This is a genomic window from Rhodoferax lacus (assembly GCF_003415675.1).
GTDB classification, from domain to species: domain Bacteria; phylum Pseudomonadota; class Gammaproteobacteria; order Burkholderiales; family Burkholderiaceae_C; genus Allorhodoferax; species Allorhodoferax lacus.
In genome coordinates this window covers 337,838-352,300 of record NZ_QFZK01000004.1, presented here as the reverse complement: position 1 = coordinate 352,300, position 14,463 = coordinate 337,838, and the positions used below count along the sequence as shown (strand labels likewise).

The following is a 14,463-nucleotide window of genomic DNA, read 5'->3' as shown; positions in this document are numbered from 1 at the left end:
TGCTCCGGTGCGTTTGTGCAATTGCTGCACACGCTAGCAACAACTCAGGGTTTAAGCCAGCGCTCGGCCAGGCGCACCCAGTAGCTGGCACCCAGCGGAATCAGGTCGTCATTGAAGTCGTAGCTGGGGTTGTGCAGCATGCAGGGGCCGCCACCGTGGCCCATCTCGCGGTGGGCGCCGTCGCCATTGCCCAGGAACACATAGCAGCCCGGCTTCTCCAGCAGCATGTAGGAAAAATCTTCGGCGCCCATGGTGGGCTCCTGTGCGCTCACACGCTCGGGGCCCACCAGCTCGGCCATCACGCCGCGGGCAAAGTCGGCCTCGAAGGCCGTGTTGATGGTGGGCGGGTAGTTGCGCACAAACTCAAAGGTGCAGGTCAGGCCAAAAGCCGCTGCCGTGTGCTCGGCCACCACGCGCATGCGCTGCTCGATCAGGTCCAGCACGGGGATGCTGAAGGTGCGCACCGTGCCCTGCAGCTCGCAGCTGTCGGGGATGACGTTGGTGGCTTCACCGGCGTGGATCATGGTGACGGAGATCACACCGGCATCAATGGGTTTGACGTTGCGGCTGATGATGTTCTGGAAGGCCTGCACCATGCTGGCAGCCACTGCCACCGGGTCTTGCGCGAAGTGCGGCATGGCGGCGTGCCCGCCCTTGCCGTGGATGGTGATCTTGAACTCGTTGCTGCTGGCCATCACCGGCCCGGCGCTCACTGCAAACTGCCCCACCGCCGCGCCCGGCCAGTTGTGCAGGCCAAACACGGCCTGCATGGGGAACTGCTCAAACAGGCCCTCTTTGATCATCTCGCGTGCGCCGCCGCCGCCTTCTTCGGCCGGTTGGAAGATCAGGTACACCGTGCCGTCAAAGTTGCGCTCGGTGGCCATGTGTTTGGCCGCTGCCAGCAGCATGGCGGTGTGGCCGTCATGGCCGCAGGCGTGCATTTTTCCGGGGTGCACACTGGCATGGGCAAAGGTGTTGAACTCCTGCATGGGCAGCGCGTCCATGTCGGCACGCAGGCCGATGGCTTTGTCACTGGTACCCGCCTTCAGGATGCCCACCACGCCGGTGGTCCCCAAGCCGCGGTGGATGGGGATGCCCCACTCGGTGAGCTTGGCGGCCACCACGTCAGCGGTGCGCTGCTCCTGAAAGCACAGCTCCGGGTGGGCGTGCAGATCACGGCGGATGGCGGCGATTTCGGCCGCAGCGGAAACTATTGGGTCAATCAGGTTCATGCGAACATTATGGCGCTGAGCGCTTTACCATAGCGCCATGGACGTCTCTTCCTTCCCCCCTGCTGCCCTTGGTTCATTTGAAGTGCTGGGCGCCTGCCCGCACGACTGCCCGGACACCTGCTCGCTGGTCACCAGCGTGCAGGACGGCGTGGCCATCAAGGTGCATGGCAACGCGGCGCACGCCCACACCGGCGGCGTGCTGTGCACCAAGGTCTCGCGCTACACCGAACGCAGCTACCACCCCGAGCGTCTGCGCACTCCCTTGAAGCGCAACGGCCCCAAGGGCAGCGGCCAGTATGTGGAGGTGAGCTGGGATGAGGCCCTCACCGACATTGCCGCGCGCCTCAAAACCATTGCCGCGCGCGACCCCGAGGCCATTCTTCCCTACAGCTACGCGGGCACCATGGGCCTGGTGCAGGGCGACGGCATGGCGGCGCGTTTTTTCCACAAGCTGGGCGCGTCCCTGCTGGACCGCACCATCTGCGCCGCAGCCGGTGCGGCCGCCCTGGAGTACACCCTGGGTGGCAAACTGGGCATGAAGATCGAGCGCTTTGCCGAGGCCGACCTGATCCTCATCTGGGGCAGCAACGCCATTGCCAGCAACCTGCACTTCTGGCGCCACGTGCAAACCGCCAAGCGAGGCGGCGCCAAAATCATCTGCATAGACCCACGCAAGACCGAGACGGCCGAGAAGTGCCACACCCACATTGCCCTGCGCCCCGGCACCGACGCCGCCCTGGCCCTGGCCCTGATGCACGAGCTCATCCGCCACGACTGGCTGGACCATGGCTACATTGCCCAGCACACCCTGGGCTGGGAAGCCCTGAAAGAACGCGCCCTGCAGTGGACGCCCGCGCGCGCGGCCGAGGTCTGCGGCATCAGCGTGGAAGAAATCGAGAGTCTGGCGCGCGACTACGGCCTGGCCTGCAAGGCTGGCAAGAACGCCGCCATCCGCCTGAACTACGGCATGCAGCGCGCGCGTGGCGGCGGCAACGCGGTGCGCGCCGTGGCCTGCCTGCCCGCACTCACCGGCGCCTGGCGCAGGCCGGCCAGCGGCCTGCACATGTCCAACTCCGGGGTCTACCCCACCGACAAAGCCACGCTGCAGCGCCCCGATCTGCTGGGTGGGCGCACGCCGCGCACCATCAACATGAGCGCCATTGGAGACGCCCTGCTCGCCCCCGCCAGCGCCACCTTTGGCCCGCAGGTGGAGGCCCTGGTGGTCTACAACAGCAACCCGGTGGCGGTGGCACCCGACTCCGGCCAGGTGGTGCGCGGCTTTATGCGCGACGACCTGTTTACCGTGGTGCTGGAACACTTCAAAACCGACACGGCCGACTACGCCGACTACATCCTGCCCGCCACCACGCAGCTGGAGCACTGGGATATCCACACCACCTATGGCCACACCGATGTGGTGCTCAACCGCCCGGCCATTGCACCCGTAGGCCTGGCGCGCAGCAACACGGCGGTGTTCCGCGAACTGGCCGCACGGCTGGGGTTCGATGAGCCCTGCTTTGCCGATGACGACCTGGCCATGGTGCGCCAGGCCTTTGGCGACAAGATTCCCTTTGACGAACTGCTGGCCAAAGGCTTTGCCAGCGTGGCCGTGCCGGACGCGCCCTTTGCCAACGGCGGCTTCCCCACGCCCTCGGGCCAATGCGAGTTCTTCAGCCAGCGCCTGGCGGACGCCGGCCAGGACGGCCTGCCCGACTACCTGCCCAATTTTGAAGAGGCCAAACCGGGCGACCTGTACCCGTTGGCCATGATCTCGCCGCCCGCGCGCAACTTTTTGAACAGCAGCTTTGTGAATGTGAAAAGCCTGCGCGACATCGAAGGCGAGCCGCTGCTGGAAATGCACGCCGATGACGCCGCCGCGCGTGGCATAGCCAGCGGCGACACGGTGCGTGTGTTCAATGGCCGCGGCTCCTACCGCTGTGCCGTGCGCATCAACCAGCGCGCACGTGCGGGCGTGGTGAACGGCCTGGGCGTATGGTGGCGCAAGCTGGGGCTGGACGGCAACAATGTGAATGAGCTGACCAGCCAGCGCCTGACCGACATGGGCCGTGCTGCCACGTTTTATGACTGCGCGGTGCAGGTGGAACGCGCGGCATGACGACGGCCAACATCAACCGCTTTATCCAGCACCTGTGCTCGGCGTTTGAAGCCCTGGGGGCACAGGTGCCCATGGAACGGGCGGAGCACATGGCGGTGCTGGTGCACAGCGCCATGGAAAGCCCCAGGCGGCGCTACCACGTGTCGGACCACGCGCTCTACATGTGCGAGGGCATGGCGCCACGCCAGGTGCTGGCCGCCATCTTCCACGACGTCATCTATGTGCAGCTGGATGACGGCATTGCGCCCCACCTGGCTGAGCTGCTGACGCCCATCATCAGCCGCCAGGGGCAGGAACTGGTGCTGCTGAAAACCGGCGCCGATGACTATGGGCTGCAGCTGTGCCTGGACCTGTTTGGCTTCAAGCCCGGCCAGTTGCTGACCCTGGCGGGTGGCCTGAACGAGTTCCTCAGCGCCGCTGTTGCGGTGCAGTTGTTGCAGCCCTGGCTGAAGCCGAGCGACCTGCTGGCCGTGGTGGCCAGCATAGAAGCCACGGTGCCGTTTCGCCCCCTGCAGGTCGATGGCCAGGACTGCAGCATGGTGCTGGCAGCGCGGGTCCGCGCGCAGGCCTGCCGCGTGATGGGGCTGGCTGAAGGAGCAGTGCTCGACGACTTGGTCCATGCCGTAATGTGCGATGCCGTGGCCATTGCCAACCGGGATCTGGGCAGCTTTGCCGAGCCCGATGCAGGCAAATTTGTTGCCGCCACCTGGCTGCTGATTGAGGAATCCAATGCGCCCCTGGCCGCTGTAGGGTCCTACACCTTGAAGGACTACCGCGAAGCGCTGACCCGCATGCAGGTGTTTCTGGACGGGCTGGAGGCGGCACACGTGTTCCGTCACTTTGGTGGCATTCCCGAAGCGCAGACCTACGCGCGCATGACCAGCACAGCGGCGGCCAACGTGGGCTTTGCCTCGGTGTTGCTGCAGCTCAAGATCATGTCCGTCACCCTCATCGAGGCCCTGGCGCTGCAAAGCGGTGGCGATGGCCCGGTGTCCATGTTTTTGGGCGACCTGAGCGCTGCAGGCGGCAAGCCCGAACGCATTGACGACTACCTGCCGGCCTGCAAAGGCGCAACGGGCCTGGACCCGCTGTTGCTGCAACTAATGGAACAGGGCAGGCCCCAAGACCCGCGCAGTGACCTGACCGTGTCACCGCTCACGGCCTACATCTACCGCTGCCTGGGCCCCGAGGGCTGTGCCTCTGTCATGGCCCAGGCCAGGCGCATGGCCAATGGCGAGCTGTCAGCCCACGCCTTGCTGCGCACCCTGCCTGCACCCATGCTGGAGGGCATCATCGATGCCTGTGCCCGCATTGCGGTATCGCGGCGCGAGCGCTTGCAGGGCTTGAAGGCGGAGCTGCTGGCCACGCCAGCGGCAGCGCCCACGCATCTGGCCCGGCCTGCGCCCTAGCAGTCCAGCACCACGTCCCCCAGCGGGCGCGAGCAGCAAGCCAGCAGCCAGCCATCGGCCACGTCCTCGTCGGTGATGCCGCCGTTTTGCAGCATGTGCACTTCGCCCGAGATCTTCTTCACCTTGCAGGTGCCGCAGACGCCAAACAGGCAGGCGCTGGGGATGGACAGTCCCGCCTCGCGCGCCACATCCAGCACGGTCTGGGTGCCGCTGCAGGTGGCCTCGCGGCCGGAGGCGGCAAAGCGCAGCACCGAGGTCTGGGTGGCGTCCACCTTTTCATCGGCGTGCTGGCGGGTTTCGGCATCCACATGCACCGGTACCTGAAAGCTCTCTTCGTGGTAGCGGGCCATGTCAAAACCGGCCGCCTGCAGCACGCCGCGCACCGCCTTCATATACGGCTCGGGGCCGCAGCAGAAGATCTCGCGCTCAAAGTAGTCGGGCGCAATCAGTTCCAGCATCAGCTGGTTGAGGCGCCCGCTGTAGCCGGTCCAGGCGCCAAAGGGGTTGGGCCGCTCGCACACCAGGGCCACGCGGAACTCGGACACGCGGGCGCTGATGGCCTCCAGCTCGCTGCGAAACAGCAGGTCGGAGGGCGTGCGCGCGCACTGCACAAAGCAGACGTCGGTGTGACGGCCCTGGTCGAACAGCCAGCGCGTCATGGACATCAGCGGCGTGATGCCCACGCCACCTGCCAGGAACAGGTATTTGGGCGCCGGGCTGTGCTGCACGCTGAAGATGCCAGAGGGCCCGCGCGCCTGCACATGGTCGCCCACCTTCAGATGCTGGTGCAGCCAGTTGGAGACTTTGCCACCCGGCTCGGCCTTGACGGTGATGGTCAGGCACACCGGGCGCGAGGGGCTGCTGGAGAGCGTGTAGCAGCGCGTGTGGGTGACGCCTTCAATCTCCACCTGCAGGGTGATGAACTGCCCGGCCTGGTAACGGAACCAGGAGGGCTGCTCGGTCTGGAAGCAGAAGGTTTTGACGTCCGCGCTGTCGGAGAGCACCATGGTGCAGAGCAGGCGCTCGGAGTCGCTGTCCCAGGCCTTGATGCCGCTGTCCGCCCGGGGTTTGAGTATGGCGTTCATGCGCTGTGCCTCAAGCCGACGCCACCAGATGGATGGGCTGGATGGGGATGGCCGCGCGCGCGGGTGGCACCATCTCGGCCATCTGGCCGGTGTACCAGTCGATGAAGTTCTGCACGCCGAACTCGATGGTCTGCGAGTAGGGGCCGGGCTCGTAAGCCTTGCTGTTGATGCCGGCCTGGTTGTTCTCGGCCAGCACGCGGTCCTGGTCGTTGGTGGCAGCCCAGACCTGCATCATCTCTTCGGGGTGATAGTCCACGCCTTCCTGCGCGTCCTTATTCACCAGCCACCAAGTGGTGACCTGGGTGAGCTGCGGGCCCAGGGGCAGCACGCGAAAGGCAATCGCGTGGTCGGCCTGCAGGTGGTTCCAGTTGTTGGGCAGGCTGAGCATGCGCACCGAGCCCAGGTCCTTGTTCTGCAGATTGCCCAGCAACTGCTTCACAGCGGGCTTGCCGTCCATGGTCATGGACTCGCCATGGGCCAGGGGCAGGCGCACCACCCGGAAGCGTTTGTCGGGTGAGTTTTGCGAAGCGTGCGGCAGGCCTTCGGCATCCCACTCGGCCGCCTTGGCGCGTATGCGGTCGGCAAAGGCGGGGGCCACGCGCGGGTCATCGGTGCTGTCGAACTCGGACAGGGTGCGCAGCAGCTCGGGGTGGTTGCCGGTGCAGTGGTAGCACTCGCGGTTGTTCTCGATCACGAGCTTCCAGTTGGCCTGCTCCACCAATGTGGAGCTGCAGGCCACCTTGGCGTTTTCCAGGTCGTGCGGCTGCATATAGGGCTGCACCATTTGCGAGAAGGCATCAAAGTCCGGTGCCTCATCGGCCAGGCAGATGTAGACGTAGCCACCCACGGTGCGGCAATGGGCCTGCTTCAATGAAAAGTCAGCGGCCTTGAAGTCCGGGCCCATCTCGCGGGCAAACAGCAGGCGGCCGTCGAGCTCATAGGTCCACTGGTGGTAGGGGCAGACCAGCTTGGCGGCCTTGCCCGCATCGCCCACACAGACCTTGGAGCCACGGTGGCGGCAGGTGTTGTAGAAGGCGCGCACCACGCCATCGGCCCCGCGCACGATCACCAGCGAGCTGGTGCCCACCTCCAGGGTGAACCAGTTGCCCGCAGCGGGCACGGCGCAAGCCGGGCCGGCGAACAGCCAGTTGCGGTACCAGATCTGCTCGATGTCGAGCTGGTGAAAATCGGCGTCGTTGTAGAAGGGCTGGGGCAGGCTGTAGTCGGCCCGGCGTGTGGCCAGCAGGTCTGCCATGCGGCTGCGGGAGGCTTGGAGGTTCACGGTATGTCCTTTGGGTTCCAGTCAAAAAATCGGGACCGGACCACGGGGACAAAGCGCTGGCACAACACGGACCATCGAGCGCGATAAGCACAGGCCTGCATTGCGACCGCGCGACCACCCACCGTAGTCCTGCATCAGTGCACACGCGGGCTGGTTTCCGGACTGGCGCACGGCACCCGTTGTCTTCAGGTGCCGTAGGCGTTTACCTTCCCGGGCTGGAGGCCCAGTGGCTTGTTTGAACGCCGCTTCTCTGCGCTAACCGTTGCGGGGGCAGTTTCGGCTTCACACCGAATTCCCATTTAACCGGACGTGTGTCCGGAACCTGCGCATGCCCCGGTCTTTCGACCGGGCATAGGCACAGTTTATGGGGCCGTCTGGTTGGACGGGCGTGGTGCTGCGACCCAGGCTTATGCCGTGCCGACACGCACCCAAAAACCCTCAGGCGGCCATGGCCTGGGCGGCAATATCCAGCGAGCGCAGACGCAGCTCCGTATCGAAAATATCGCAGACCAGCATCAGCTCATCGGCCTCGGTCACGTCCACGATTTTCTTCAGGTGTTCAGCCACGGTGGCGGGCCCGCCGATGACGGCCATGGCCAGGAAGTCGGCAATGGCCTCGCGCTCCTGCGCACTGCGGCTCTCCAGATAATTTTCCGCCGGCGGCTGCAGGGCACGGCGCTCGCCGCGCACGATGCCGCTCACGCGCTGGAAGATGCTGCTGGCCAGGTACTGGGCCTCTGCATCGGTAGCGGCAGCCACCAGTGGAACACCCACCACCACGTGCGGTTTGGCCAGCGTGGCCGAGGGCACAAAGGTGCTGCGGTAAATATCAATAGCCTGCATCAACATCCGCGGCGCAAAGTGCGAGGCAAAGGCATAGGGCAGCCCGCGCTGTGCGGCCAGCTGGGCCGAGAACAGGCTGCTGCCCAGCAGCCAGATGGGCACATGGGAGTTAGCGCCGGGCGAGGCAATCACACGCTGGCCCGGCTGCGGAGCACCCAGCAGTTGCTGCAGCTCGGCCACCTCGCGCGGAAAGTCTTCTTCGCTCTCTGCGCGGTTGCGGCGCAGGGCGCGCATGGTGACCTGATCGGTGCCGGGCGCACGGCCCAGCCCCAGGTCGATACGGCCGGGGTACAGGGCCTCCAAGGTACCAAAGGCCTCGGCCACCACCAGCGGCGCATGGTTGGGCAGCATGATGCCGCCCGAGCCCACGCGGATGCGCTGGGTGCCGCCGGCAAGATGGCCCACCAGCACGGCCGTGGACGAGCAGGCCAGGCCCGGCATGTTGTGGTGCTCGGCCAGCCAGTAGCGGGTGAAGCCCAGGCTTTCAGCGTGCTGTGCGGTCTGCAGGGCGATGGCAATGGCCTGGCCCACGCTGCTGCCTTCGCGTACGGCAACCAGATCGAGCATGGAGAGGGTGGTGTGGGTCATGGGCCATTATCGGCACCGCGTCCACGGTGCGCAGGCGCCTGGCCGGATGCCTGGTCTTCAAAAAGGGCAATGGCACTGGCCGCCACCTGCCGCGTGTCATACCAGGCATAGCCGCCCACACCCACAGCGCCCAGCAGCGGCACAAAGCGCGCCGCGCCCGAGCCCAGCAACTTCTTGCCGAGGCGCGCACCCAGGCGTTTGACCACCGACTGCAGCAGCGCGCCCGAGGCCTGGCGTATCAGCCAGCGCTCGCCGCTGCGCACGGCCAGATCGCGCACGGCCTGTGCTGCACTGTGCTTGAACAGGCAGTAGAGCATGTGCTCGGTGGTGAGCGTGGCGCTCTGGCCATAGACGGCGGCAATGTCGCTCACCATCTGCGACTGGATCTTCCACACCGCCAGCAGGTCGGGCAGCACCATGAGCAAACCGAATGGCCCCGGCGCCATGGCCAGCGAGCCCGACACCATGGCGGCCTTGTTGGCAGCCGCCTGGGACAGGGACTTGGCCGCCTGCAAAGGCTGCAAGGCCGCTTGCCGGGCGCTGGGCGGCACCTGACCGGCCAGGTCGAGCAGCACATGGCCAATCGTGTCGGCCGAAATGCCTTGTCCACTGCCCCCGTTGTTGCTGGCAGTGGCGGGAACCGAAGAGTTGTCAGTCATAGCGCCTCGCTTTCATGGAGCGTCACGCTCCGTGTTCATCCGCAGGCGCTGCATCCAGTGCCAGCACCCGGGTTGCAATCATGTCCAGCGCGGCGCGGCTCACGCCCTGCTTGTCGATCCAGACCTTGGGCAAGAGGCTGCCCGCCAGCGACACGGCATCGCCATCGCGCAGTGCCAGCAGGTCCTTGCAGGCCCCGGTGTCAAAGGCGATCACATTGGCGATGACCAGCTCCGGCTGCGTGCCCTGCGCGCGCACCTTGGCCACCACAAAGATGCTGTTGTTCTTGCCCACACGCTTCTCCGGCTCGCCCCAGATGTGGCCCGCCACCAGTCCTTCTATCATTCCTGCTCCTGTCGATGCGAACCATACGCCGCACACGCTGCGAGCTTAACGCGGTGCCCATGTCCTTCAAACTGCCTGGCGGCCACACCATAATGTCGGCCATGCCGCGCATGCGCCCATCAAAATTCCGCCCCCAAAGAAAGCCCCCATGAAAACCAAAGCCGCCGTCGCCTGGAAAGCAGGCCAACCCCTGACCATTGAAACCGTGGACCTGCAGGGCCCCAAGCTGGGCGAAGTCCTGGTGGAAATCAAGGCCAGTGGCATTTGCCATACCGACTACTACACCCTGAGCGGCGCCGACCCTGAAGGCATCTTCCCGGCCATCCTGGGCCATGAAGGCGCAGGCATTGTGGTGGATGTAGGCCCGGGTGTCACCACCCTCAAGAAGGGCGACCACGTCATTCCCCTCTACACGCCCGAGTGCCGTGGCTGCAAGTTCTGCCTCTCGCGCAAGACCAACCTGTGCCAGCTCATTCGCGGCACCCAGGGCAAGGGCCTGATGCCCGACGCCACCAGCCGCTTTAGCCTGAATGGCGAGCCCATCCTGCACTACATGGGCACCAGCACCTTCAGCAACTTCACCGTGGTGCCCGAGATTGCACTGGCCAAGATCCGCTCCGACGCACCTTTTGACAAGGTCTGCTACATCGGCTGCGGTGTCACCACCGGCATTGGCGCGGTGATTTTTACCGCCAAGGTGGAGGCCGGTGCCAACGCCGTGGTGTTTGGCCTGGGCGGCATTGGCCTGAATGTGATCCAGGGCCTGAAGATGGTGGGTGCCGACAAGATCATCGGCGTGGACCTGAACCCTGCGCGCGAAAAGATGGCGCGCGAGTTCGGCATGACGCACTTCCTGAACCCCAAAGACATCGAGGCAGCAGGCGGCAACATCGTGGACGCCATCGTGCAACTCACAGACGGCGGCGCCGACTACAGCTTCGAGTGCATTGGCAACACCCGGGTGATGCGCCAGGCGCTGGAGTGCACGCACAAGGGCTGGGGCCGCAGCATCATCATCGGCGTGGCAGAAGCCGGTGCCGAAATCAGCACCCGCCCGTTTCAGCTGGTGACCGGGCGCAAGTGGGAAGGCTCAGCCTTCGGCGGCGCCAGGGGCCGCACCGATGTACCGAAGATCGTGGACTGGTACATGGAGGGCAAGATCAACATCGACAAGCTCATTACCCACACCATGCCGCTCGAAGACATCAACAAGGGTTTTGATTTGATGAAGAGCGGTGAGTCCATCCGCGGCGTGGTGTTGTTCTAGAGAAGGCTAAAAGGTTCAGCCGCCGCGCCGCCCCAAGGCTGAACACGGCCCCCTGGGGGCAGGGAGCCACACGCAGTGGGCGACCGTGGGGCTAAAAGGTTTCGCCGCCGGGCCGCCCCAAGGCGAAGCAGCCCCCCCGGGGGGCAGCGACCCACACGCAGTGGGGGAGCGTGGGGGCTAAAAGGTTTCCCACTCGTCGTCACCGCCACTGGCCACTGCCACGGGTTTTGGTGCTGGCTTGGGTGCGGCCGGTGGCAACGCAGCCTTGGCTGCTGCAGGCCTGGCACTGGCGGCCTTGGGGGCTGCGGCTTTGGGCGCAGCAGCCTGCGGACGCGGGCTGCTGGCCACATCGCCCCGGCGCTCCTGGCCCTTGAAGGACAGTGCTGTGGCTCCGGTGGCGCGCACCTGGGTCTTGGGCAGGGCAGCCAGGTGCTGGCCTGCCCCCAGCTTGAAGATGGCAACCGTCTGCAGCAGCTCACCGGCCTGACCCTTCAGGCTGGAAGCGGCGGCCGCCATTTCTTCCACCAGAGCGGCGTTTTGCTGGGTGACCTGGTCCATTTGCATCACGGCTTCGCCCACCTGGGCGGCGCCAGCAGCTTGCTCGGCACTGGCGGCACTGATCTCGCTCATCAGATCGGTGACATGGCGGATGGAGTCCACCAAGTCGGTCATGGTGGAGCCAGCCTGGTCCACCAGGGTGGTGCCCTGTTCGACACGTTCCACGCTGGCGCCGATCAGGCTCTTGATTTCCTTGGCGGCTTCGGCCGAGCGGCCGGCCAGCGAACGCACCTCGCTGGCCACCACGGCAAAGCCACGGCCCTGGTCGCCGGCACGGGCGGCTTCCACGGCGGCATTCAGCGCCAGGATATTGGTCTGGAAGGCAATGCCATCAATCACGCTGATGATGTCGGAGATCTTGCGTGAAGAGTCGTTGATGCCCTTCATGGTCTCCACCACCTGACCGACCACCTCACCGCCCTTGACGGCTACCGTGGAGGCATTCATGGCCAACTGGTTGGCGCGGCGCGCCGTGTCGGCGTTTTGTTGCACGGTGGAGCTCAGCTCTTCCATGCTGGCGGCCGTCTCTTCCAGGGCGCTGGCCTGCTGTTCGGTGCGCGCCGAGAGGTCGTTATTGCCCTGGGCAATCTGGGCGCTGGCGGTGGCCACGCCTTCAGAGCCCTGCTGTACGCTGCCCACGATGCGCACCAGGTTCTCCTGCATGTTGAGCAAGGTGGTGAGCAGCACGCCGGTTTCATCATGCGTCTTGACGGCCACCTTGGAGGTCAGGTCGCCATCGGCCACCTTGGTGGCAAAGGACACCGCCTCGGAGAGTGGCACGGTAATGGAGCGCGCTGTCAGGAAGGCGATGGTGGCTGCAATCAGGGCTGCAGCCAGTGTGAGCACCTCCGTGATGACTTTGGCGAAGCCGCCATCGGCCTCCATCTTGTCACCGTCCTGCGTCATCAGTTCTTCCTGGAACTTGGTCAGTGCGGTCACGACGTCAAAATAGTCCTTTTGCGGGGCCTGCAAGTCATTCAGGATAAAGGCACCGGCCTCATCGCCCTTGCCTTCTTCCAGCAACGCAACCAGCTTGCCACGCGCCTCGGCATAGGCCGCGCGCTTGGGCACGGTGGCCTCCATCAGCGTCAGTCCCTTGGGGCTGGTGATCAGGGGCTTGAGTTTTTCAAAGATAGCCGTGTTGACCCGGGTTTCCTCATCCGACTTGGCCAGCCAGGCCTTTACCTGCGCCGGGTCCTTGATGGCCAGGGCGGCATTGCGCAGGAAGCGGGCCTGGTTGCTCTGGTGTTCCTGGATTTCATTGAGCATGACGACCTTGGCGTAGCGGTCATTGAGAACCAGATCGGCCGTGCTGTTGATGCTGTTGATGCGGCTGACCGCGACAACGGCGACGATCACCAGCAGTGCGATAACGATACCAAAGCCGATCCAAAGGCGCTTGCCGATGTTGAGGTTGGAGAAGTTCATTTTGTTTCTATTCCTGAAGTTGGAAGTGACTGCAGCAACGCCCCCCTGCATGGTGCCCATTGTTCCCGCAGCCGCGCTGTGCAAACTGATGCAAATCAATATATCCGCTCAATGTGCGAATAGGAGCCCAAATCAGGGGGGAATTTTGTCAACCCAGGGCTATTCGGGTCGGACCATATGCATCGCGCTGTGGTGGATGCGCCGACTGGCAGCCCATACGCCCCACAGTACCAGCGGGATCAGCGCACCCACGGCCATTTCCGGGTTGAGTGGCACGCCCACGGCCTTCAGGGCCTTGCCCGCATACAGCAACAGGCTCACCACATAGTAGGAGATGGCCGCAATCGACAGGCCCTCCACCGTGGTTTGCAGGTGCAGTTGCAGCTCCTGGCCGCGCGTGAGCTTGGCCAGCAGTTGCTGGTTTTGCAGCTCGGCGGCAATGTCCACACGGGTACGCAAGAGCGCACTGGCGCGTGCCACGCGCTCGGACAGCGAGCCCAGGCGCTGCGCCGTGGCCGCCACCGTGGCCATGGCCGGTGACATGCGGCGTTGCAGGAATTCGCCGAGGGTCTGTATGCCGGGAATGGTCGCTTCGCGCAGCTCTGCAATGCGTTGCGTAACCAGTGCTTCATAGGCCCGCGTGGCAGAAAAACGGTACATGTGGGTAGCCGTGGCCCGCTCCACCCGGGCCGAAAGCGACACCAGCGTGTCCAGCAGTTCCTGGTCATCGGCCGACTTGTTTTCCAGGCGCGAGGTAATGTCGGCCAACTCCCCCTCGGCTTGTGCCAGCATGGGTGAGAGCTCCTTGGCCACCGGCAGCCCGCGCAGGGCCATCAGACGGTAGGTCTCGAGTTCGAGCAAACGCTGCGATACCCGCCCGGCCCGCGTCTGCGAGGTATCCAGCGGCGCGATGACCACGATGCGCTCGAAGCCACTGGGGCGCAGCATGAAGTCGGTCAGGGCCCAGGAGTGTGCGCTGGCACCCAAGACAGAAGCCATCAGGGGCTGCGTTCCAAACCAGGGCTTTGCCTGCGCGAGGCAGGTGGCCGGGTCGCGCAGATCACCATGCAGCAGCAGCAACTGGATGGCGGCCACGGTGCGCCCCGGTATGCCGCCTAACCACCCGGCTGGCAGCAGCACCGAGGCCAGCAGTTCGGCGTCGCCCATGCCGGCCAGCGCCTGCTCGGGCAAGGGCTGCACCAGCGAGTAGCGGGTGAACTCGCTGTGGCGCTCCCACTTCAGCGTGCAGGGCTCCACGCGCAGGCGCAGGAAGTTGCCCTGCATCTGCTCGGTAGTGAGGTCCTGCTGGCCGGGCAGCAGGCGCAGGTGCGCGCACTCCTGCTCACGGCTCACACCTTCATTGAATACCGCCACATACAGCACCAGCGCAGGCATGCGGATGCGGGCTTGCGGCCTGGCATGCACTTCGTTGTGCAAGGTACTGCGCAGCCCGTCGTCTGGTGGCAGGAAGGGGCGGGCGCTGGAAGGGGCAGAGGGCGTCATGGTGGAGCGCAGGGCGTAGTGGCGCAGGCAATTGGTGGTGAAGGCAATTTAACCCATAACACCTTGGGTGCGCTATAGAACAGAGTTCTTAGCAGGTTTTGCAATAACCTGTGCGACGGGATCTGCAGGTGCATGCGATATAAACACGCT

Annotated in this window: 11 protein-coding genes and 1 riboswitch; of the genes, 3 read left to right on the top strand and 8 right to left on the bottom strand. The window is 65.0% G+C overall.

Going from position 1 to position 14,463, the window contains the following annotated elements:
- Positions 1-44: 44 nt before the first annotated feature.
- Positions 45-1,232, bottom strand: coding sequence for a M20 aminoacylase family protein (locus tag DIC66_RS09665; protein WP_117176505.1), 1,188 nt, complete (start codon positions 1,230-1,232; stop codon positions 45-47).
- Between the two features lie 37 nt (positions 1,233-1,269).
- Here DIC66_RS09665 and DIC66_RS09660 point away from each other — a divergent pair, with 37 nt between their 5' ends.
- Positions 1,270-3,348 (top strand): molybdopterin-containing oxidoreductase family protein, encoded by a 2,079-nt coding sequence (locus tag DIC66_RS09660; RefSeq protein WP_117176503.1) that lies wholly within the window; start codon positions 1,270-1,272, stop codon positions 3,346-3,348.
- On the top strand, positions 3,345-4,757 hold the full coding sequence (locus DIC66_RS09655; RefSeq protein WP_117176501.1) for a hypothetical protein: 1,413 nt from the start codon (positions 3,345-3,347) through the stop codon (positions 4,755-4,757). Before DIC66_RS09660 ends, DIC66_RS09655 begins: the two co-directional genes overlap by 4 nt.
- Here the strand turns inward: DIC66_RS09655 and DIC66_RS09650 are convergent.
- From DIC66_RS09650 to DIC66_RS09630, 5 genes are all read right to left on the bottom strand, one after another.
- Positions 4,754-5,842, bottom strand: a complete 1,089-nt coding sequence (locus DIC66_RS09650; protein WP_199534698.1) for an FAD-binding oxidoreductase — start codon at positions 5,840-5,842, stop codon at positions 4,754-4,756. The two genes, DIC66_RS09655 and DIC66_RS09650, sit on opposite strands and share 4 nt — an antisense overlap.
- Positions 5,843-5,852: 10 nt before the next feature.
- Positions 5,853-7,124, bottom strand: a complete 1,272-nt coding sequence (locus DIC66_RS09645; RefSeq protein WP_233505859.1) for an aromatic ring-hydroxylating oxygenase subunit alpha — start codon at positions 7,122-7,124, stop codon at positions 5,853-5,855.
- Positions 7,125-7,255: 131 nt separating this feature from the next.
- Positions 7,256-7,465, bottom strand: a riboswitch (cobalamin riboswitch).
- Between the two features lie 97 nt (positions 7,466-7,562).
- Positions 7,563-8,555, bottom strand: coding sequence for an LLM class flavin-dependent oxidoreductase (locus DIC66_RS09640; protein ID WP_233505858.1), 993 nt, complete (start codon positions 8,553-8,555; stop codon positions 7,563-7,565).
- Positions 8,552-9,214: an EcsC family protein gene (locus DIC66_RS09635; protein WP_117176499.1), complete on the bottom strand. Its 663-nt coding sequence runs from the start codon at positions 9,212-9,214 to the stop codon at positions 8,552-8,554. Before DIC66_RS09635 ends, DIC66_RS09640 begins: the two co-directional genes overlap by 4 nt.
- A 22-nt stretch (positions 9,215-9,236) precedes the next feature.
- Positions 9,237-9,557, bottom strand: a complete 321-nt coding sequence (locus DIC66_RS09630) for a single-stranded DNA-binding protein (protein WP_117176497.1) — start codon at positions 9,555-9,557, stop codon at positions 9,237-9,239.
- Positions 9,558-9,705: 148 nt separating this feature from the next.
- Here DIC66_RS09630 and DIC66_RS09625 point away from each other — a divergent pair, with 148 nt between their 5' ends.
- Complete coding sequence (locus DIC66_RS09625; RefSeq protein ID WP_117176495.1) at positions 9,706-10,824, top strand: S-(hydroxymethyl)glutathione dehydrogenase/class III alcohol dehydrogenase; 1,119 nt, start codon at positions 9,706-9,708, stop codon at positions 10,822-10,824.
- 177 nt (positions 10,825-11,001) lie between these two features.
- On the opposite strand, the gene DIC66_RS23610 is transcribed toward DIC66_RS09625, so the two are convergent.
- Together DIC66_RS23610 and DIC66_RS09615 are read right to left on the bottom strand one after the other, a co-directional pair.
- Positions 11,002-12,810, bottom strand: a complete 1,809-nt coding sequence (locus DIC66_RS23610) for a methyl-accepting chemotaxis protein (RefSeq protein ID WP_117176493.1) — start codon at positions 12,808-12,810, stop codon at positions 11,002-11,004.
- 159 nt (positions 12,811-12,969) lie between these two features.
- Positions 12,970-14,313, bottom strand: coding sequence for a DUF3422 family protein (locus DIC66_RS09615; protein WP_117176491.1), 1,344 nt, complete (start codon positions 14,311-14,313; stop codon positions 12,970-12,972).
- Between the last annotated feature and the right edge of the window lie 150 nt (positions 14,314-14,463).